This window comes from Streptomyces luteolus (assembly GCF_029968015.1).
Classification (GTDB): domain Bacteria; phylum Actinomycetota; class Actinomycetes; order Streptomycetales; family Streptomycetaceae; genus Streptomyces; species Streptomyces luteolus.
This window is the reverse complement of the sequence record NZ_JASCIS010000049.1, coordinates 1-21,420: the sequence shown is the minus strand read 5'-3', so window position 1 is coordinate 21,420 and position 21,420 is coordinate 1. Positions and strand designations below refer to the sequence as shown.

The following is a 21,420-nucleotide window of genomic DNA, read 5'->3' as shown; positions in this document are numbered from 1 at the left end:
AATGGCATGACCATCGACGGTAATGCGGGTCACGGGGCGCCCCACTGGTTCGACGACGACGCGGGACCAGTGGTGCGTCCGTACGCCATGACGCGGGGCCGCACCACGAGCGAGGGGCAGCACCGCCTCGACCTGATCGCGGTCGTCGTCGCCGAGGCCGCGGTGGACGACCGGGAGGCCGACCACACCCTGGCCCCCGAGCACGTCGACATCGTCGAACTCTGCCGAGAGGCCCCGCAGTCGGTGGCCGAGCTGGCCTCCGAGCTCGACCTGCCGATCGGCGTGGTCCGGGTCCTCGTCGGCGACCTCGTGGCCGAGGAGCTCGTGCACGTGACCCGGCCCGTCCCCCCGGCCGAACTCCCGGACGAGAGTATTCTGCGCGACGTGATCAACGGTCTGCGCGCGCTCTGAGACCGCCGGTCGGGTCGGCCTCCGGCAGTGGTCCACGCGGCGCCCGAGCGGGAGGTGTCCGTGACAGGAACAGGCGGCGCGGAGGCGGGTCCGGGCAGCGGCGGTACGAACACGGGCTGGCAGTTCTGGATCGACCGCGGCGGCACGTTCACCGACGTCGTGGCACGCCGCCCGGACGGCCGGCTGCTCACCCACAAGCTGCTCTCCGAGAACCCCGCCCGCTACCGTGACTCCGCGGTGGCGGGCATCCGTGCCTTGCTGGACGTCCCCCTGGAGGACGCCCGGATCGACGCCGTCCGGATGGGCACCACTGTCGCCACCAACGCCCTCCTGGAGCGCAAGGGCGAGCCCACCGCGCTCGTCGTCACACGCGGCTTCCGGGACGCGCTGCGCATCGCCTACCAGAACCGTCCGCGGATCTTCGCCCGCGAGATCGTGCTGCCCGAACTCCTGCACACGCGCGTGGTCGAGTTCGACGAACGCGTCGCCGCCGACGGCACCGTCCTCACCCCGCCCGACCTGGACGCCCTGGAGGCGGACCTGCGGAGCGTGTACGACGACGGCATCAGATCCCTCGCCGTGGTCTGCGTGCACAGCCATCTGCACCCCGCGCACGAACAGGCCGCAGGCCGCCTCGCCGCCCGTATCGGCTTCCCGCAGGTCTCCCTGTCCAGCGAGGTCAGCCCGCTGATGAAACTGGTGCCGCGCGGCGACACGGCCGTCGTGGACGCCTATCTCTCCCCGGTCCTGCGGCGGTACGTCGACCAGGTCGCGGACCAACTCGGGGGCGTACGGCTGATGTTCATGCAGTCCAACGGCGGCCTGGCCGAGGCCCACCAGTTCCGCGGCAAGGACGCCATCCTCTCCGGGCCCGCAGGCGGCATCGTCGGCATGGCCCGGATGTCACGCCGCGCGGGCTTCGAGAACGTCATCGGCTTCGACATGGGCGGCACCTCCACGGACGTCTCGCACTACGCGGGCGCGTACGAGCGGGTCTTCACCACCCAGATCGCCGGGGTCCGGCTGCGCGCCCCCATGCTGGACATCCACACCGTGGCCGCGGGCGGCGGCTCGGTCCTGCACTTCGACGGCAGCCGCTACCGGGTCGGCCCCGACTCGGCCGGGGCCGCCCCCGGACCCGCCTGCTACCGGGCCGGCGGCCCGCTCACCGTCACCGACGCCAACGTGATGCTCGGCCGCATCCAACCCGACCACTTCCCCAGGGTGTTCGGCCCCGACGGCGACCAGCCGATCGACACCGAACTCGTCCGTGAGCGGTTCGCCGCGCTCGCCGCCGAGATCCGCGAGGCCACCGGGGACGACCGCACGCCCGAGCAGGTCGCCGAGGGCTTCCTGCAGATCGCCGTCGCCAACATCGCGGGCGCCGTCAAGCGGATCTCCGTGCAGAAGGGCCACGACGTCACCCGGTACGCCCTCACGACGTTCGGCGGGGCGGGCGGCCAGCACGCGTGCGCGGTGGCCGATTCGCTCGGCATCCGCACCGTTCTCGTACCGCCCATGGCCGGAGTCCTCTCCGCGCTCGGCATCGGGCTCGCCGACACGACGGCCATGCGTGAGCAGTCCGTCGAGGCGTCTCTGGAGGACGAGTCGATGCCGCGCGTGGCGGAGACCGCGGCCGCCCTGGAGGAGGCCGCCCGCGCCGAGCTGCGCGCCGAGGACGTGCCGGAGGAGCGCATCCGCGTCGCCCGCCGCGCCCAGCTCCGCTACGACGGCACCGACACCGCCCTCACCGTCGCCCTCGACACCGCCGAACCCGACGCCATGCGGAGCGAGTTCGAGGACCGGCACCGCGCCACCTACTCGTTCACCCTGGACCGGCCGATCGTCGTCGAGGCACTCTCCGTCGAGGCCACCGGCGTCACCGAACCGCCGGACCTCTCCACGCTCACGGCACCACGCGCGCGTACGCCCGAAAACCGGCACCGCGCGGAGCCGGATTCCGAAAACCGGCACAGCAACGACGAAAACGGCCACCACGCGCGCGTGCACCTGGGCGGCGCCCACCGCCAAGTCCCCCTGCACCGCCGCGAGGAACTCGCCCCCGGCGAGCAGGTCGAGGGGCCCGCGATCATCACCGAGGCCAACGCCACCACCGTCGTCGACGAGGGCTGGCGGGCGCGGACCGACGACGAGGGCCACCTCGTGATGGAGCGGGTCGCGCGGGCCGAGGGGACCGAGGTGGGCACCGAGGCCGACCCCGTGCTCCTGGAGGTGTTCAACAACCTCTTCATGTCGATCGCCGAACAGATGGGCGCCCGCCTGGAGTCCACCGCCCAGTCCGTGAACATCAAGGAGCGCCTGGACTTCTCCTGCGCCCTCTTCGACCCGGACGGCAACCTCGTCGCCAACGCCCCGCACATCCCGGTGCACCTGGGCTCGATGGGCACGAGCGTCAAGGAGGTCGTCCGCCGCCGCCCGGAGATGCGCCCCGGCGAGGCCTACGCCGTCAACGACCCGTACCACGGCGGCACGCACCTGCCCGACGTCACCGTCATCACCCCCGTCTTCGACCGGGCGGGCGAGCGGATCCTCTTCTACGTCGCCTCGCGCGGCCACCACGCCGAGATCGGCGGCATCGCCCCCGGCTCCATGCCCGCCGACAGCCGCCGCATCGAGGAGGAGGGAGTCCTCTTCGACAACTGGCTGCTCGCCGAGAACGGTCGCTTCCGCGAGCAGGAGACAGAGCGGCACCTCACGAGCGCCCCGTACCCGTCCCGCAACCCGGCCACCAACCTCGCCGACCTCCGCGCCCAGATCGCCGCCAACGCCAAGGGCGTCGAGGAGGTCGGCAAGATGATCGAACACTTCGGACTCGACGTCGTCCAGGCCTATATGAAGCACGTCCAGGACAACGCCGAGGCCGCCGTACGCCGCGTCGTCGACGCCCTCGACGACGGTTCGTACGCGTACGAGACCGACTCCGGCGCGGTCATCAGGGTCCGCGTCACCGTCGACCGCGATGCCCGCTCCGCGACCGTCGACTTCACCGGCACCTCCGCGCAGCTGCCCGGCAACTTCAACGCCCCGTACGCCGTGGTCAACGCCGCGGTCCTGTATGTCTTCCGCACGCTCGTCGCCGACGACATCCCGCTCAACGACGGCTGCCTGCGCCCCCTGAAGATCGTCGTCCCGCCCGGTTCGATGCTCGCGCCCGAGCCGCCCGCCGCGGTCGTCGCCGGGAACGTGGAGACCTCGCAGGCCATCACCGGCGCCCTGTACGCGGCACTCGGCGTGCAGGCCGAGGGCTCCGGCACGATGAACAACGTCACGTTCGGCAATGACCGCCACCAGTACTACGAGACGGTCGCGTCCGGCTCCGGCGCGGGCGACGGATTCGACGGGGCGCCCGTGGTGCAGACCCATATGACCAACTCGCGCCTCACCGACCCCGAGGTCCTGGAGTGGCGGCTGCCCGTGCTCCTGGAGGAGTTCGCGGTCCGCGCGGGAAGCGGCGGAAACGGGCGCACGCGCGGCGGCGACGGGGCGGTGCGCCGGATCCGCTTCCGCGAGCCGATGACGGTCTCCACGCTCTCCGGCCACCGCCGCGTGCCCCCGTACGGCATGGCGGGCGGTGAGCCGGGCGCCCTCGGGGCCAACCGCGTCGAGCGGGCCGACGGCACGACCCTGGAGCTGTCCGGCGCGGACTCGGCGGAGCTCGCACCCGGCGACGTCCTGGTCGTGGAGACACCGGGCGGCGGGGGATACGGAACTCCCTGACGGAGCGGGCCCGTTCAGGTCGACCCGTACCAGAAGGCCACCGACGGGAACAGGACGTACCCACTACCTGCCGGTCCGGCAGAACGGCGCGAAGGCCGTGAAGTCGACCGGACACCCGGCATCGTTCCGGCCACGATCGCCCTCCGGCGATGAAGCGGAATCAGGTCGGGGCTAGAGTCTGCTGCGGAACTCGCCCATGTGTGCGGGGAGTTCACCCCGTAGGCACAGCTGGAGTGGAGACCAATGGCGATCCTCGGGCGCTCGCAGCGGCGCAAGGCCACCGTCGAACCGGTGACCCTGAAGATCCTCGTGGCCGGCGGCTTCGGCGTGGGCAAGACCACCCTCGTCGGCACGGTCAGCGAGATCAAACCGCTGCGCACCGAGGAGGCCCTGACCGAGGCAGGACGCCCCGTGGACGACACCGCGGGCGTGGAGACGAAGAGCACCACCACCGTCGCCATGGACTTCGGCCGCATCACGCTCCGCGAGGACCTCGTCCTGTACCTCTTCGGCACCCCCGGGCAGGATCGTTTCTGGTTCCTCTGGGACGAGCTGGCGCAGGGCTCGCTCGGCGCCGTCGTCCTCGCCGACACCCGCCGCCTGGAGGACTGCTTCGCCGCCGTCGACTACTTCGAGCGGCGCGGCATCCCCTTCGCCGTCGGCGTCAACTGCTTCGACGGCGCCGCCCGTTACCCGGAGGACATGGTCCGCCAGGCCCTCGACCTCGACGAGCAGGTGCCCGTCGTCCTGTGCGACGCCCGCGACCGCGAGTCCGTCAAGGCCGTCCTCGTCACCGTCGTACGCCACGCCATGGCCCGCGCGACGGCCGCCCGCGAACGGGCCACCAGCTGACCCCGGACGGCACCACGGCCCGTACCCCCGCCGACCGGGGTACGAGCCGCAGCCTCCCGCGCGGAGGGGATCAGCCCCTCTCGATCAGCCCTCCTCGCCGTCCTCCAGCCAGCCGAAGCTGCGCTCCACCGCGCGGCGCCAGTTGCGGTACTCGCGGTCCCGCACCTCCTGCGCCATCCGCGGCTGCCACTCGGCGTCCTTCTGCCAGTGCGCCTTGAGCTCGTCCAGGTCGTTCCACACGCCCGTGGCGAGTCCGGCCGCGTACGCCGCGCCCAGGCAGGTCGTCTCGGACACCTTCGGCCGGACCACCGGAACGTCGAGCACATCCGCCTGATGCTGCATGAGCAGGTTGTTCTTCGTCATGCCCCCGTCGACCTTCAGGGTCGTGATCTGTACGCCCGAGTCCTGGTACATGGCGTCCACGACCTCACGCGTCTGCCAGCTCGTCGCCTCCAGGACCGCGCGGGCCAGGTGCGCCTTCGTCACGTACCGCGTCAGACCGGTGATCACGCCGCGCGCGTCCGAGCGCCAGTACGGGGCGAACAGGCCGGAGAACGCGGGCACGATGTACGCCCCGCCGTTGTCGTCGACGCTCGCCGCGAGCGGCTCGATCTCGTCGGCACCGGCGATGATGCCGAGCTGGTCGCGGAGCCACTGCACCAGGGCGCCGGTGATCGCGATCGAGCCCTCCAGGCAGTAGACGGGCGCCTCGCCGCCGATCTGGTAGCCCATCGTCGTGAGCAGCCCGTTCTTCGACGGAACGGGCCGGTTGCCGGTGTTGAGCAGCAGGAAACTGCCCGTGCCGTACGTGTTCTTGGCGGTGCCCGTGTCGTAGCAGGCCTGCCCGAAGATCGCCGCCTGCTGGTCGCCGAGCGCGGACGCCACCGGCACACCGGCGAGCTGGCCGACGGCCGTCCCGTACACCTCGGCGGACGACCGGATCTCGGGCAGCATCGCCTCGGGCACGTTCATCGCGGACAGGATCTGGCCGTCCCACTGGAGGGTCTCCAGGTTCATCAGCATGGTCCGGCCCGCGTTGGTCACGTCCGTGACGTGCACGCCGCCGTCGGTGCCGCCGGTGAGGTTCCAGATCAGCCAGGAGTCGATCGTGCCGAACGCGATCTCGCCGCGCTCGGCACGTGTCCTCAGGCCCGGCACGTTGTCGAGCAGCCAGGCCGCCTTGGGTCCGGAGAAGTAGCTGGCGAGCGGCAGCCCGGTGGCGTCCCGGAACCGGTCCTGCCCGTCGCTGCCGCCGAGTTCGGTGCAGAGCGCGGACGTACGGGTGTCCTGCCAGACGATCGCGTTGTGCACGGGCTTGCCGGTGGCGCGGTCCCACAGCACCGTGGTCTCGCGCTGATTGGTGATGCCGAGGGCGCTCAGCTGATCGGCCCGCAGGCCCGCCTTGGCGAGCGCGCCCGCGACGACGGCCTGCACCTTCGACCAGATCTCCGTCGCGTCGTGCTCCACCCAGCCGGGCTTGGGGAAGATCTGGCGGTGCTCACGCTGGTCGACGGCGACGATCGCGCCGTCCTGGTTGAAGATGATGCAGCGGCTCGACGTGGTGCCCTGGTCGATCGCGGCGACGAACTTGTCCGTCATGAAGTCCCCTTGTCCCCAGTAGTCCCCGGTTGTCCCCAGTTGTCCCCGGCGGCGAATGTCAGAACGCGACGTTGAAGATGAGCCCGGACAGCGCCCCGCCGATCAGCGGACCCGCGACCGGGATCCAGGAGTAACTCCAGTCGGACGATCCCTTGTTGGGGATCGGCAGCACGGCGTGCGCGATGCGCGGGCCGAGGTCGCGGGCCGGGTTGATGGCGTACCCGGTCGGCCCGCCGAGCGAGAGGCCGATGCCGACGACCAGGAACGCGACGATCAGCGTGGCCGTGCCGGACTCGCCGAGCCCCTTGGTCAGACCGAACGCGAGGATCGGCAGGACGAGCCCGATGGTCGCGATGACCTCGGTGACGAGGTTGGCCGGAGTGTTGCGGATCTCGGGCGCCGTCGAGAAGATCCCGAGCGTCGGCAGGGCCTTGCTCTGCTCGGCGTTGGCCTGGAACTGCGCGTAGTACGCCGCCCAGCAGAGCACCGCGCCGAGGATGGCGCCGATCATCTGCCCGAGGACGTACAGCGGGACCTGGTCCCACTTCCCGGTGTCGATGGCGATGCCGAGCGTGACGGCCGGGTTGAGGTGCCCGCCGGACAGCGGCCCCGCCGTGTACGCACCGGCCAGGACGCCGAAGCCCCAGCCGAACGCGATGACGACCCAGCCGGCCGACTTGGCCTTCGAGTGGTTGAGCGTGACGGCGGCGCAGACGCCGGCGCCGAACAGAATCAGGATCGCGGTGCCGATGATCTCACCGACGAGAACGTCCCCATTCGCGTACATGGCGGCTCCTTGGCCCATGCCCGGGGCCTTGCGCCCCGGTCCTCCGTGCAGGGTGCGTGCGTGGCTACGTCGGCCGAAGGCAGGAGAGCCCAAAGAGGTTCCCCGGCCCCGCCCGGCGTCCGTGACGAGCGTGCCGTCGCAGCCGAATCGCCCGTGAGGAGTGGCCTGTTGCCGCCTGCGAGACGCGGCTGTGACCTCGCGCGGCGCCATGCCGAAGTGCGGCGATGCCGACTGACACCCGGAAGTGTTCACCGGCGCTGTGGGGGCGTCAAGGTCACGGACGACAACGGTTCTTGTAGGCCTGGAGGGGCTGGAGATTCAGCCCCTCCGGCGATTGAGGAGGCCCGTCCGGCAGGACTTTCGGGAAGGGGCGGGGCGGGGCGGGGCGGGGAAGAGGGAACGCCCCCTCACGCAGAAGCCCGCCCCCGAACCTGCGGCACGACCGCCGTACCCGCCCGAGCCGAGGCCCCGCCACGCCGCACGCGATACCCCTCCGTCCCCGCGCGGCCGACGACCCAACTCGCCCCGCGCAGCGCCTTCGCCGCCTGCTTGAGCGGCGCGAGCCACGCCGCGGCCTGACGGTGGTCGGCGACCGTGCCGGGCGGGCAGTCCACCGTCGCGACCGACAGCGTCACCTCGCGCCCGCCCGCCGACCACGACGCGTCGAGTACGGCCGCCGCCACCGGTTCGAGGGCCTCGGGCGCGGCCAGGAGCAGGAAGTCGTCGCCCCCGATGTGCCCCACCCGCACCTGCACGGGCAGGCCCGCGCGTGCCGTGTCCGCGGCGACCGCCTTGAGCGCCGCGCCGATCTCCCGGATCAGCGTGTCGCCCGCCGCGAACCCGGCCCCGTCGTTGACCTGCTTGAAGTCGTCCACGTCCAGCCAGCTCAGCGCGAACGGCCGCCCGTGCGCGATCCACCGGTCGACCTCGGCCGTCACGGCGTCCGAACCGGGCAGCCGGGTCAGCGGGTTGAGCCCCGCGGCCTCCTCGACCCGGCTCTCGGCCAGGGTCCGCACCAGGTCGGCCAGGCGCACGACCCCCACGCACCGCCCCTCGCCGTCCACCACCGCGACGTCGTCGCCGGTACGGTTGCGCTCCCCGTCGGCGAGCAGGTCCAGGACCTCCCACGCCGTGGCGTCGACGCCGACCGTGAGCGGCTCGTCGGCCAGGCGCGCCGCGGGCCGGTCCGCGTACAGGGCGTGCCCGTACCGCCCGGACAGGGACAGCAGGAACCGGTCCCGGTCCACCGCCCGCACCGGCACACCGCGCGCGTTCACGAGGAGCACGCCGGAGACGTCGGGCGCGTCGGTGAGCAGCGTGCGCACCTGACCCGCCGACGCGGTCGCGGGCAGCAGCGCCGCCGGACGCACGAACTGGCGCACGGAAGGCCCGACTTGGGGCGTGTCCGGCGCGGGCGCGGCCTCCACCTCCGGTACGTACACGTCGACGGCGGGCCGCCGCATGGGGGGCGCGAACAGCTGGCCCTGGCCCAGCTGCGCCCCGGCCGCGAGCGCCGCCGCGCACTGCCGCTCGGTCTCCACGCCCTCGACGGCGAGCAGCGCGCCGAGCTCCTCGCACAGCGCCCGCATCGCGCGCACCCCGGCCGTCCGGTCGAGCAACGAGGCGTCCAGCTTGACGAGTTCGGGCGCGAGATCGACGAGCAGCCGCAGCGGTACGTCGCCGTCCCCGACCCCGTCCGCGCAGATCCGGAAGCCGTCGTCGCGCAGCCGGGCCACGCCCTCCAGGAGCGCGGGCTGCGGCACGTGCGTGAACGGCGGCCCGAGGTCGACGGTGACCTCCCAGGGCAGCCGACCGGCTTCCGTCACGGCGTCCCGCAGCGCCGCGAGCCCGCCCAGGTCGGCGACGGTGCCCGCGAACACGTTCACGTGCAGCGGAAGGAGGGCCTCCTGGCGGGCGGCGGCGCGCACCGCGAACGCCGCGAGCCGGCCGTCGAGTTCGGGATCGCGCCGTGCCTCGGCGAGGACGTCGCCGGACTCCGGGCGGGCCAGTATCTCCAGTGCGGCGATGGCTCCGGTCGACAGATTGACGACGGGCTGGAAGGCGAAGCGGAGTGAGTCCGACCAGACAGGCACAGCAAGAATGATGGCCTGCCCGGACACCCCACGGGCCCCAGTTCACGCGCTGTTCACGCAGCTTTCCCGAGTCGTCACTCTCCGTACGCGGGGTCGGGTCTGCGGGGCCTGCGGGAGCCTGCGGGGGCTGCGAGGGGAGGGGTGCGAGTCCGGCGGGTGGCGCGCTCACCGCACCGCGCTCACCGCACCGCGATCACCGACGACCCGTGCCCGAAGAGCCCCTGGTTCGCGGTGATGCCGACCCGCGCGCCCGGCACCTGACGCGCGCCCGCCGTGCCGCGCAACTGCCAGGTCAGCTCGCAGACCTGGGCGATGGCCTGCGCGGGTACGGCCTCCCCGAAGGACGCGAGCCCGCCGCTCGCGTTGACCGGGACGCGCCCGCCGAGCGCCGTCGCCCCGTCCCTCAGCAGCTTCGCGGCCTCGCCCTCGCCGCACAGCGCGAGGTCCTCGTACCACTGCAGTTCGAGGGCCGTCGACAGGTCGTACACCTCCGCCAGGGACAGTTCGTCGGGGCCGATCCCCGCCTCCTCGTACGCGGCGTGCGCGATCGCGGCGCGGAACGGTCGCGCGGGCGGGGCGGCGACGGCCGCCGAGTCGGTGGCGATGTCCGGCAGGTCGAGCACGGTCTGCGGATACTCCGGCGTCACCGTGGACACGGCCCGGATCCGCACCGGGTCCGGCGCGCCGTGCCGCCGCGCGAAGTCGACGCTGGACAGCACGAGCGCGGCCGCCCCGTCCGAGGTCGCGCAGATGTCGAGCAGTCGCAGCGGATCGGCGACGACCGCTGAAGCCGCCACTTCCTCTGTAGTGACGGTTTTGCGGTAGCGGGCGTAGGGGTTGAGCGCGCCCATCGCCGCGTTCTTCACCTTGACCTGCGCGAAGTCCGCGAGCGTGTCCCCGTGCACCGCCATCCGGCGCCGCGCGTAGAGCCCGAAGTACGCCGGGTTGGTCGCGCCGAGCACCCGGAACCGCAGCCAGTCCGGGTCGTCCGGCCGGTCCCCTCCGGCGGGCCGGAAGAACCCTTTCGGCGCGGCGTCCGCCCCCACCACGAGCACCACGTCCGCGAGCCCCGCGAGGATCTGTGTGCGCGCCGTCTGCACGGCCTGCGCGCCCGAGGCGCACGCCGCGTACACGCTGGTCACGCGCGCCCCCTGCCAACCGAGCGCCTTGGCGAAGGTCGCGCCGGACACATAGCCGGGATAGCCGCCGCGCACCGTGTCCGCGCCGACGATCGAGCCCACGTCCCGCCAGTCCACACCGGCGTCCGCGAGCGCGTCCCGCGCGGCCTTCACGCCGTACTCGACGAACCCGCGGCCCCACTTCCCCCAGGGGTGCATCGCGGCGCCGAGCACCGCCACATCGCGCGCGCTCATCGCCCGTTCACCGGCTTCCAGTGCCAGGTCGTCCACGTGGTGTCCGCGTCCTCGTTCAGCACTCCCGGCACGACCTCCACCTCCGTCCCGACGGCGAGCTGCCCCGGCGTCACCCCCGGCACGGCCTGCCCGAGCACGACCATCCGCTCCGCCTCCAACTCCACGGCGACCAGCGTGTACGGCTCCCACTCCTGCTCCGGATCGGAGGCGTACGGGGCGGGCGGACGGTAACGCCCGTCGGTGTACGACCAGACGCGCCCGCGCTTCGACAGCGGCACCTCGGCCAGCTCCCCGCCCGCGCACCCGGGGTTGCGGCAGTACGAGTCCTCGCGTGGGAAGAAGACCGATCCGCAGGCCGAGCAACGGGTGCCGAGCAACCGGAAGTTCTCGCCCTCCCCGCTGAACCAGTCGGCCACGACAGGTGTGCGCTGACGCGTCATGGTCCCTCCCCGGCGCTTCATCTGACGGGACGTCAGAAGTGGTTGAGGTTCGCAGTGTGCCACGCCCCGCCGCACACCGACAGAGGCGGAAACAGCCTCACGCGCGGTGGCCGCTCAACGACCTCCGCGACACCGGAAAATCGAAGTACGTGTCCGGGAACAGCTCCGGCTTGTACGTGAAGTGCCACCACTCCTCCGGCAGGTTGACGAACCCCCGCCCGGCGAGCACCCCCCGCAACAGGTCCCGGTTGGCCCGCTGCGCGCCCGTGACCCTCGGGTCGTCCGTGTGCGACAGGGTGTCGAAGCAGTCGAAACCGGTGCCCATGTCCACGGAGTTGTCGGGGAAACGCTCGTCCTGCGGCGCGTAGCAGGCAACCAGGGGCTCACCGGGCACGTAGGGGCGCGTGGGCAGGGCCGGGAGCCGCACGACGGTCAGGTCTACGGTCGAGCCGCGGCTGTGCCCCGACTTCTCCGCGATGTAACCGTCCGCGAACAGCCTCGACTTGTCGACCCGCGGATAGAACTCCGGCTTCATCCGCTCGTCGTCCAGATCCTTCGCCCAGCGTACGAAGTGGTCGACGGCCCGCTGCGGCCGGTAGCAGTCGTACACCTTCAGGGAGTACCCCCGGCGCAGCAGCTCCCGCTGCGCCTCGTGCAGGGCCTCGGCGGCCGGCTCGGTGAGGATGCACATCGGCTTCCGGTAACCGTCGATCGGCTCGCCCACGAAGTTGTGGGGCGTGGTGTACCTGATCTCTTGCAGGATCGTCGGATCCACGTCCCGCAGGGCCACGAACTCGTCGGGAGCTTTGGGATCGGGCTTCGCGTGCGCGGGCGGGAGCGCGGGCGCGCTGGTGAGCGCGAGCGCGGTGACGGCGGCGACGGTGAAGGCACGGATGAGCGAGGTCGGTTTCATGGTTTTCATCTATCAGGTGCGCGGGCGACAATCAGCCCGTCCGGCGTTTGAGGACGAGCCCGAAGGGCGATCCGGGGTCCGGGGCGGAGACCCGAAGCGCCGCAGGCTTTCGGGAAGGGGCGGGTAGGGGAAAAACCCACCCCCGGCACGACAGCCCCCCATGCCTCGGATACCCGGCCCCCACGCCTCGGATACCCTCCGCCCGTGCCCACCCCGCAGCCCCAACTCCCCAACACCCGCCCGGAAAAAGCCTCGCACTGCACCACCTGCGGCGCCCCCTACACCCCCGGCGCCCCCTGGCCCCGCCGCTGCGACGCCTGCGGCGACACCGCCTACCGCAACCCGCTGCCGGTCGCGGTCGCCCTTCTCCCGGTCCGGGACGGGGAGGCCACCGGCCTGGTCGTCGTCACCCGCTCCATCGAACCCGCCCGCGGCACACTGGCCCTGCCCGGCGGCTTCATCGACCACCGCGAGGACTGGCGCGACGCCGTCGTCCGCGAACTCGCCGAGGAAACCGGCATCCAGGCAGCCGCCGACGAGGTGCGGCCGGCCGACGCCCTCAGCTCCCCGGACGGCCACCTGCTCCTCTTCGGCCTCCTCCCGCCCCGCCCGGCCACCGCCCTGCCCGAACCCGCTCCGACGGACGAGACGGACGGCTGGGAGATCCTGCCGGACGCACGCGAACTCGGCTTCCCACTGCACACGATCGCGGCCCAGCGATGGTTCTCGGGGCAGTACGCGTGCGTGGGGGAGTGACCGCTCGCGCGCGTGGGGGAGTGACAGCACGCGCTTGGGGGAGTGCCACGAGAGAGCCCGATGGGCCCGGAGGCATCACGTCCCGGCGTCGAGGCCCCGCACCCGCACCCCCTCGGTAACCTCCCGCAACTCACCCTCCCCGCAGTCCCGTTCGACCACCACCCGGCCCCGCCCCGCGCGCCGCGTCACGTACCGCTCCACCTCCGGGACCTGCCAGCCGTCGCCCCCGTCCCGTACGACGAGACCCGAGCCCGTACGACCCCGCGCAGGCGCCCACACCTCCAGCTCCAGGCCGCCGTCCGCGCCCCGCACCGGCAGTACGGAACCGGCCCGCGCGAGCACCGGCACCCGCGACAGCGGCGCGTCGAGCAGCACCTGCCCGGGGCCCTCGTACGCCCGTCCCGTCGCCGTGTCGTACCAGTGCCCGCGCGGCAGCCGCACCGCACGCCGCGTCACACCCGGCTCCAGGACCGGCGCCACCAACAGAGCGTCCCCGAGCAGAAACGCGTCCTCGCAGTCACGCAGCGAATGCTCCTCCGGAGCCGACCACCACAACGGCCGCACATAGGGAGCCCCGGTCCGCTGCGCCAGATGCGAAAGCGTCACCCAATAGGGGAGGAGCCGCTGCCGCTCATCCAGCACCACGCGCGCGTGCCGCAGGACCTCCGGCCCGAACTCCCACGGCTCCCTCCGCCCCGCCCGCAGCGCCGCATGCGTACGGAACAGCGGGAGAAACGCGCCCAGTTGGAGCCAGCGCAGATACATCTCGGGCGACGGATCCCCGTCGAACCCGCCCACATCCGGACCGGAGTACGGCACCCCGCACAGCCCGAGACCGAGCACAAGGGACAGCGAGGCCCGCAGACCCGGCCAGCCCGTCGCCACGTTCCCCGACCACGAACCGCCGTACCGCTGCAGACCCACCCAGCCCGAGCGGGAGAACAGGAACGGTCGCTCGTCCGGACGCAGCCGGCACAGCCCCTCGTGGGCCGCCTGCGCCATGCACAGGCCGTACACGTTGTGCGCCTCGCGATGGTCACCGCCGCGCCCCTCCAGCGCGTGCCGGGCCGACCGCGGCAGCGTCGGATCACCGAACGCCCCGAACGACACCGGCTCGTTCATGCCGTGCCAGAACCCGGCGAAGCCCTGCGCGAGCCGCTCCTCGTACAGCCCGCCCCACCAGCGCCGCACCTCGGGCGACGTGAAGTCCGGATACACCGACTCACCCGGCCACGCCAGCCCCTCGACGACCCGGCCCTGCGCGTCCCGCACAAAGGCGTCGACGGAACGCCCCGACGCGTACACCTCGTCCGCGGGATCCGCCTTCACCCCCGGATCCACGATCGACACGAGCCGCACCCCGTCCTCGGCCAGGTCCTTGGCGAGCACCGGCAGATCCGGAAAGCGCTCCTGGTCCACCGTGAAAACCCGATGAGAGTCGTGGTGATCGATGTCCAAGTGCAGGGCGCTCAGCGGAATTTCATGTTCCCGACAGCCCGCGACGACGCGACGCACCTCCCCCTCACCACCGAAACCCCACCGCGCGTGCTGATACCCGAGCGCCCACGAAGGCGGCACAGCGGGAGATCCGGTCAGCGAGGCGAAAACCTGCACCACGCGCGCGGGGGCACCGACCACCACCCAGCACCGCAACGGCCCCCCGTCCATCCGCAACTCACTGCACCCACGCCGGTCGTGCCCCGACCCCGCACCCTCCTCGCCCTCCCGCAGCGTCACCGAGCCGTCCCACGTGTTGTCGTGGAACACCAGATGCGTGCCCACGTCGGCCACCACCATCTGCACCGGCATCGTCAACGACAACGGATCGTCCAGCGGCCCGAACGCCCCCTCCGGATCGGTGTTCCACAGCCGGTACGACCCGTCCCGGAGCCGCGGCCCACCCGCCCGGCCGCCGAGCCCGAAGAACCGCGCGTCCGCCGCCACCTCGGACCGCTGCAGCCACCGCGCGGGCCCTCCGCCCACCGGCTCCCACCAGCGCGGCTGCAGATCCCGGCGCAACACCACACCACCCGGCGTCCGCACCTCCACAGCGCCGTGCCGGGACACCACGACCGTCACCCGCTCCGAGACGACCCGCCAGCCGCCCTCCTTGTCCGGCTCCAGAACGGCCCGGGAATCCAGGTCAGGGCCCGCACCGACCACCGCGTACGACGGCTCAGGACCCGCACCGTCCCAGCCCCAGAACACCGCCCCGCCGGCCGTCACCCGCACCCGCAGCTCCGACCGCGCGAACCGGATCACCCCGCCGCCCGGCCCCGGCTCCACACCCGTCACGGCCCCCGGCACCCGTGCCCGCTCCGCGCCCCCGCGCGGCAACCCCACCGCATCCGCCCGGCTGCGCCGCCACGCCGACCGCACCGCCCGCCACCCCCGCGCCGGGCCCTCCACCGAGACCGCCTTCACCGACCGCACCAGGTCTTGACCGTTCATGCAGCTCAGACTGCCAGCACGCGCGCGTGCGGCGTAGCGCGTTCATCCGCCGTTCACCCGTGGCCGGACCACACCTTCACGCCACGGACTATGGGGGAGCCACCCTGGTGCAGGAGTCGCTCCCATGGCATCGTCCTGGAAGCCGCGTCACGCGCACACCCCCGCACGTGCGCGTGCCGGACGCACACACCGCGTACAGCTTGGGAGCCGCCCGATGTCCACCGCCGAACCGCAGCCGCAGCCCCTCTGGCAGCCCGGCCCGGCCCGTGTCGAAGCCGCCGCGATCACCCGCTTCCAGACCTGGGCCGCCGAACGCCACGGCGCCCCCGCGGAAGGCGGCTACGAGACCCTGCACCGCTGGTCGGTGGAGCACCTGGAGACCTTCTGGGAAGCCGTCGTCCAGTGGTTCGACATCCGCTTCTCCACCCCCTACGCGCGCGTGCTCGGCGACCGCACCATGCCCGGCGCCCAGTGGTTCCCCGGCGCCACCCTCAACTACGCCGAGCACGCCCTGCGCACCGCCGCCGACCGCCCCGACGCACCCGCGCTCCTCGCCGTCGACGAGACCCACGAGACCCACACCGTCACCTGGGCCGAACTCCGCCGCCAGGTCGGCTCCCTCGCCGCCGAACTCCGCGCACTCGGCGTCCGCCCCGGCGACCGCGTCTCCGGCTACCTGCCGAACATCCCGCAGGCCGCCGTCGCCCTCCTCGCCACCGCCGCCGTCGGCGCCGTCTGGACCTCATGCGCCCCCGACTTCGGCGCCCGCAGCGTCCTCGACCGCTTCCAACAGGTCGAACCCGTCGTCCTGTTCACCGTCGACGGCTACCGCTACGGCGGCAAGGAGCACGACCGCCGCGACACCGTCGCCGAACTCCGCAGCGAACTCCCCACCCTCCGCGCCGTCGTGCACATCCCGCTGCTCGGCACCGACGCCCCCCAAGGCGCCCTCGAATGGTCCGCACTCACCGAAGGTGACACGGAACCCGTCTACGAACAGGTCCCCTTCGACCACCCCCTGTGGGTCCTCTACTCCTCCGGCACCACCGGCCTCCCCAAGGCCATCGTCCAGTCCCAGGGCGGCATCCTCGTCGAGCACTACAAACAGCTCGGCCTGCACTGCGACCTCGGCCCCGACGACCGCTTCTTCTGGTACACCTCCACCGGCTGGATGATGTGGAACTTCCTCATCTCCGGCCTCCTCACCGGCACCACCGTCGTCCTCTACGACGGCAGCCCCGGCTACCCCGAGACCGGCGCCCAGTGGGCCATCGCCGAACGCACCGGCGCCACCCTCTTCGGCACCTCCGCCGCCTACGTCATGGCCTGCCGCAAGGCCGACGTCCACCCCGCCCGCGACCACGACCTGTCCAAGGTCAAGTGCGTCGCCACCACCGGCTCACCACTCCCGCCCGACGGCTTCCGCTGGCTCCACGACGAGTTCGCCGACAGCGGGGCCGACCTCTGGATCGCCTCCGTCAGCGGCGGCACCGACGTCTGCTCCTGCTTCGCCGGCGCCGTACCCACCCTCCCCGTACACATCGGCGAACTCCAGGCCCCCTGCCTCGGCACCGACCTCCAGGCCTGGGACCCCCAGGGCAAACCCCTCACCGACGAAGTCGGCGAACTCGTCGTCACCAACCCCATGCCGTCCATGCCCATCCACTTCTGGAACGACCCCGACGGCAGCCGCTACCACGACAGCTACTTCGACACCTACCCCGGCGTCTGGCGCCACGGCGACTGGATCACCCTCACCTCACGCGGCTCCGTCATCATCCACGGCCGCTCCGACTCCACCCTCAACCGCCAGGGCGTACGCATGGGTTCGGCCGACATCTACGAAGTCGTCGAACGCCTCCCGGAGATCCGCGAAACCCTCGTCATCGGCGCCGAACAGCCCGACGGCGGCTACTGGATGCCCCTCTTCGTCCACCTCGCCCCCGGCGCCACCCTCGACGACACTCTCCGCACCAAGATCAAGCAGACCATCCGCGCAGAACTCTCCCCCCGCCACGTCCCCGACGAGATCATCGAGGTCCCCGGCATCCCGCACACCCTCACCGGCAAGCGCATCGAGGTTCCGGTAAAGCGCCTCCTCCAGGGCACACCCCTGGAAAAGGCCGTCAACCCCGGCTCGGTCGACAACCTCGACCTCCTCCGCTTCTACGCGGACCTGGCCCGCACCCGCAGCTGACCCACCCCGCCCCCAACCCCGTTGTCAGTGCCGCTCGTTACGGTGAGTGAGCATCGTTCGACACTGTCCACGGGGGACCCATGGCACACGCCCAGCACGACACCATGCGCCGCGCCCTGCGCCGCGAAGTCGCCGGCACCATCGGCCTGTTGGCCGACGCCGAGGACTTCGCGGCCATGCGCCGCTATCGATCCTTCACGTTCCACGACCACACCACGTACCTCCGCGAGGTCGAGCACCTGCTCCGCACCCTCGCCGCCGAGGGCAAACACACCACACTCGCCCTCTTCGACCCCGAGGAGTACGAGGAGTTCTGCGCCGAATCCGGCCTCGACCCCGACACCTCCGACGGCCGCACCCGCTTCACCGCCGAACTGGCCGCAGCGGGCCCCACGGTCACCTACGACGGACGCCCACTCAGCGACATCGTCCCCGACCTGATCGACGAGACCCTCCGCCGCTCCACCGTGGAGTACGCGGAACACCTCCTGTCCGACACCGGCCGCTGCGCCCACTGCGGCGAGGACATCGGCGTCGCCTCCTTCACCCGCGCGGCCGTCCTGCTGAGCCGCATCCTCGACACCGGCTCACCCGGCACCCAGCACATCGTCTGCAGCGTCACCCTCGACACCACACCCCTCCTCGGCTCCCTGCACGCCGAGCGCACCCCGGACGGCCTGCTGGACCTGGACGAGACCGAGGCCCTGGAAGTCACCACAGTCCTCGCCGTGGGCATCGCCACGAAAAGCCCGGGCGGCCTCGTCCAACGCACCACGACCCCGGACCAACCCGACCGCGTCCACGGCTGGCGCCTCAGCGGCGAACACCTCGAACCCCTCACAGAAGCCCAGGTCTTCGACGCCTACTGCACCGACGCCCACACCGGCGAACCCGTCCCACCGGAACCCGGCCTGGACTACGCCGCGGCCCCCGACCTCGGCCCGTACGACGACCCGCACACGCACTGAAGCACCCTGACAACGCGTGAGGGTGCCCCACCGCAGTGGGACACCCTCACGCACACACCGACCGGCACGGAGCCGGCCGCCCGCTCACTCCCCGGACAGCACCGCCTGCGCCGCAGCCCGCGCCTCGTCCGCGGAGTCGGCGGCACGCGCGGCAGCCGCGGCCCGCTCACACTGCGCCAGCGTGTACTTGGCCAGCGTCGCCCGCACGTACGGAATGGAGGCGGCACCCATGGAGAGGGAGGTGACACCCAGACCGGTCAGCACACACGCGAGCACCGGGTCGGACGCGGCCTCACCACAGACACCGCAGCTCTTCCCCTCGGCCCGGGCCGCCTCGGCGGACAGCGACACCAGGTCGAGCAGCGCCGGCTGCCACGGGTCCTGCAGCCGCGACACCGCACCGACCTGCCGGTCCGCCGCAAAGGTGTACTGCGCAAGGTCGTTGGTCCCCAGCGAAAGGAACTCGACCTCCTGCAGAATCGACCGAGCCCGCAGCGCGGCCGACGGAATCTCCACCATCGCACCGAACTTCGCCCGCAGCCCGGCCGCCCGACAGGCGTCGGCGAACGCCTTGGCGTCCAGCCGGTCCGCCACCATCGGCGCCATGACCTCGAGATACACCGGCAGCCCCTCGGCCGCCTTGGCGAGCGCGGTCAGCTGCGTACGCAGCACCTCGGGGTGGTCGAGCAGCGTCCGCAGACCACGCACACCCAGAGCCGGGTTCGGCTCATCGGCGGGCGTCAGGAAGTCCAGCGGCTTGTCGGCACCCGCGTCCAGCACACGCACGACGACGCGCCCCTCGGGGAACGCCTCGAGCACCTGCCGGTACGCCTCGACCTGCTTCTCCTCGGACGGCGCCTTCTGGCTGTCGTCCAGGAACAGAAACTCGGTGCGGAACAGACCCACACCCTCGGCACCGGCTTCGACAGCGGCGGGCACGTCTGCAGGACCACCCACGTTGGCGAGCAGCGGCACCTTGTGCCCGTCGGACGTCGCACCAGGACCGGTCGAAGCGGCCAGCGCCGCCTTGCGCTCCTCGGCCTGCTTCTCCAACTCGGCCTGCTTCTCGGCGCTCGGGCTCACGAAGATCTCACCCGTGCTGCCGTCCACAGCGATCACCGTGCCCTCGGCCAGCTCACCGGCACCGGGCAGCGCCACCACCGCAGGCACACCGAGCGCCCGCGCGAGAATCGCGCTGTGACTGGTCGGCCCGCCCTCCTCGGTCACGAACCCGAGCACGAGCGTCGGGTCGAGCAGAGCGGTGTCGGCCGGCGCGAGATCCCGCGCGATCAGCACGTACGGCTCGTCGCTGTCCGGCACACCCGGCATGGGCACACCGAGCAGCCGCGCCACGATCCGATTCCGCACGTCGTCCAGGTCGGCCACACGACCCGCCATGTACTCACCCGCACCCGCGAGCAGCTCGCGGTAGTGCGAGAAGGCGTCGTAGATGCCGCGCTCGGCGGTGCTCCCGACGGCGATCCGCCGATCCACGTCGGCGATGAGCTCCGGGTCCTGCGCGATCATGGCCTGTGCCTCGAGCACGGCCTGCGCCTCACCACCGGCCAGATTGCCGCGCGCGATCAGATCGGCAGCGACCGCTTCGACCGCCTGACGGGCGCGCCCCTGTTCGCGCTCCGCCTCCTCGGCCGGAATCTGCTTCGCCGGCGGCTCGAGGACCGCGGTCCCCATGTGCCGTACTTCGCCGATCGCCACACCGTGGCTCACGCCGACGCCTCGCAGCGTTGTCTCCATTTCACCCGTCTCCGATAGATGCGGCGGTGCACCCGCCACGATGGATGTCGTACCTGCGGCCCAGTTACGGGCAGACGTCACTGCCAGCCGAAAAGCTCGTCGCCGGCCTTCATGTCGCCGTCCTCTACGACATTGGAGAGGGAATCGGCCGTGGCCTCGAGGGCCACGATGGGGCACACCGGGGACTTACCGGCGGCTTCGACGCCGGCCGGGTCCCAACGCACGATCGCCTGACCGCGCTGCACGGTGTCCCCCTTGTTCACGAGGAGCTCGAAGCCCTCGCCGTTGAGCTGCACGGTGTCGATGCCCAGATGCGTCAGCACACCGTGCCCCTCGTCGTCCACTACGACGAAGGCGTGCGGGTGAAGCGATACGACGATGCCGGCGACCGGGGCAACGGCCTCCGAAGGCTCGCGCACGGGATCAATGGCGGTACCGGGTCCCACCATCGCGCCGGAGAACACCGGGTCGGGCACTGCGCTCAGCCCGATTGCGCGTCCAGCAAGAGGGGACGTCACGGTCGTCATGGGGAGCCTCCCAGGGGTGGAGAGTCATTAGCGCCGTCACTACCTGTCCACGACAGCGCACTGTTCAGAAGCGTAAGTCATATGAAGTCCCGGTTCCGCACAACTGGTCCCAGTTGGCAGGCGTACGACGTACCGCAATCGATTTGCGTCCACTACCAGTGACATGTACTGTCGGACTCCTGCCTGAGGCCGCACAGCGCGCCAAGCACTCAAAGCCTCGGCGGCATCCTCATCAAGCTCGATCCTATCTATGGATCCGGTTCTGCATGCCCGCAGTGACCGTGGTCAGGGAGACGGAAAAAGCCTGATAGAGTTTGGAAACACCGAAGGGAAGCGCCCGGAGGAAAGCCCCAGTAAATGTCACTGCGGGTGAGTACGAAGGAAGCGTCCGTTCCTTGAGAACTCAACAGCGTGCCAAAAGTCAACGCCAGATATGTTGATACCCCGTCTCCGGCCGCCATGGCTGGGACGAGGTTCCTTTGAAAAAGTCCCGCCGGACATGGTTTCGGTGGGCAACACAGCGAGGACGCTGTGAACGGTCGGGACTATTCCTCCCGACT

General features: G+C 71.7%; 15 protein-coding genes. 6 read left to right on the top strand and 9 right to left on the bottom strand.

Going from position 1 to position 21,420, the window contains the following annotated elements; all coding sequences use genetic code 11:
• Positions 1–6: 6 nt before the first annotated feature.
• The 3 genes from QIT00_RS32290 (at position 7) to QIT00_RS32280 (ending at position 5,001) form a co-directional block, all read left to right on the top strand.
• Positions 7–411, top strand: coding sequence for a DUF742 domain-containing protein (locus QIT00_RS32290; RefSeq protein ID WP_282539013.1), 405 nt, complete (start codon positions 7–9; stop codon positions 409–411).
• 60 nt (positions 412–471) lie between these two features.
• Positions 472–4,149, top strand: a complete 3,678-nt coding sequence (locus QIT00_RS32285; protein ID WP_282539012.1) for a hydantoinase B/oxoprolinase family protein — start codon at positions 472–474, stop codon at positions 4,147–4,149.
• 243 nt (positions 4,150–4,392) lie between these two features.
• On the top strand, positions 4,393–5,001 hold the full coding sequence (locus tag QIT00_RS32280) for a GTP-binding protein (RefSeq protein WP_282539011.1): 609 nt from the start codon (positions 4,393–4,395) through the stop codon (positions 4,999–5,001).
• An 84-nt stretch (positions 5,002–5,085) separates the two neighbouring features.
• Here QIT00_RS32280 and glpK read toward each other — a convergent pair whose 3' ends face one another.
• The 6 genes from glpK to QIT00_RS32250 form a co-directional block, all read right to left on the bottom strand.
• The gene (gene glpK / locus QIT00_RS32275; protein WP_282539010.1) at positions 5,086–6,600 is read right to left on the bottom strand and encodes a glycerol kinase GlpK; all 1,515 of its coding nucleotides are present in this window, start codon (positions 6,598–6,600) and stop codon (positions 5,086–5,088) included.
• Between the two features lie 58 nt (positions 6,601–6,658).
• The gene (locus tag QIT00_RS32270; RefSeq protein ID WP_282539009.1) at positions 6,659–7,387 is read right to left on the bottom strand and encodes an MIP/aquaporin family protein; all 729 of its coding nucleotides are present in this window, start codon (positions 7,385–7,387) and stop codon (positions 6,659–6,661) included.
• 407 nt (positions 7,388–7,794) lie between these two features.
• Positions 7,795–9,480, bottom strand: coding sequence for an EAL domain-containing protein (locus tag QIT00_RS32265; RefSeq protein ID WP_282539008.1), 1,686 nt, complete (start codon positions 9,478–9,480; stop codon positions 7,795–7,797).
• A gap of 179 nt (positions 9,481–9,659) precedes the next feature.
• Positions 9,660–10,853, bottom strand: coding sequence for a lipid-transfer protein (locus tag QIT00_RS32260; protein WP_282539045.1), 1,194 nt, complete (start codon positions 10,851–10,853; stop codon positions 9,660–9,662).
• Positions 10,850–11,293: a Zn-ribbon domain-containing OB-fold protein gene (locus QIT00_RS32255; RefSeq protein ID WP_282539007.1), complete on the bottom strand. Its 444-nt coding sequence runs from the start codon at positions 11,291–11,293 to the stop codon at positions 10,850–10,852. The genes QIT00_RS32260 and QIT00_RS32255 overlap by 4 nt, the downstream gene beginning before the upstream one ends.
• A gap of 97 nt (positions 11,294–11,390) precedes the next feature.
• A complete protein-coding gene (locus tag QIT00_RS32250; RefSeq protein WP_282539006.1) occupies positions 11,391–12,206 on the bottom strand; it encodes a M15 family metallopeptidase in 816 nt (271 codons plus the stop codon).
• 204 nt (positions 12,207–12,410) lie between these two features.
• On the opposite strand from QIT00_RS32250, the gene QIT00_RS32245 reads away from it, so the two are divergent.
• Positions 12,411–12,962 (top strand): NUDIX domain-containing protein, encoded by a 552-nt coding sequence (locus QIT00_RS32245; RefSeq protein ID WP_282539005.1) that lies wholly within the window; start codon positions 12,411–12,413, stop codon positions 12,960–12,962.
• Positions 12,963–13,037: 75 nt separating this feature from the next.
• Here QIT00_RS32245 and QIT00_RS32240 read toward each other — a convergent pair whose 3' ends face one another.
• Positions 13,038–15,413 (bottom strand): glycoside hydrolase family 31 protein, encoded by a 2,376-nt coding sequence (locus QIT00_RS32240; protein WP_282539004.1) that lies wholly within the window; start codon positions 15,411–15,413, stop codon positions 13,038–13,040.
• A gap of 214 nt (positions 15,414–15,627) precedes the next feature.
• On the opposite strand from QIT00_RS32240, the gene QIT00_RS32235 reads away from it, so the two are divergent.
• On the top strand, positions 15,628–17,610 hold the full coding sequence (locus QIT00_RS32235) for an acetoacetate--CoA ligase (RefSeq protein WP_282539003.1): 1,983 nt from the start codon (positions 15,628–15,630) through the stop codon (positions 17,608–17,610).
• Positions 17,611–17,690: 80 nt separating this feature from the next.
• The gene (locus QIT00_RS32230) at positions 17,691–18,578 is read left to right on the top strand and encodes a hypothetical protein (protein WP_282539002.1); all 888 of its coding nucleotides are present in this window, start codon (positions 17,691–17,693) and stop codon (positions 18,576–18,578) included.
• An 84-nt stretch (positions 18,579–18,662) separates the two neighbouring features.
• Here QIT00_RS32230 and ptsP read toward each other — a convergent pair whose 3' ends face one another.
• Complete coding sequence (gene ptsP, locus QIT00_RS32225) at positions 18,663–20,333, bottom strand: phosphoenolpyruvate--protein phosphotransferase (protein WP_282539001.1); 1,671 nt, start codon at positions 20,331–20,333, stop codon at positions 18,663–18,665.
• A 77-nt stretch (positions 20,334–20,410) separates the two neighbouring features.
• A complete protein-coding gene (locus tag QIT00_RS32220; protein WP_282539000.1) occupies positions 20,411–20,860 on the bottom strand; it encodes a PTS sugar transporter subunit IIA in 450 nt (149 codons plus the stop codon).
• Positions 20,861–21,420: the final 560 nt, after the last annotated feature.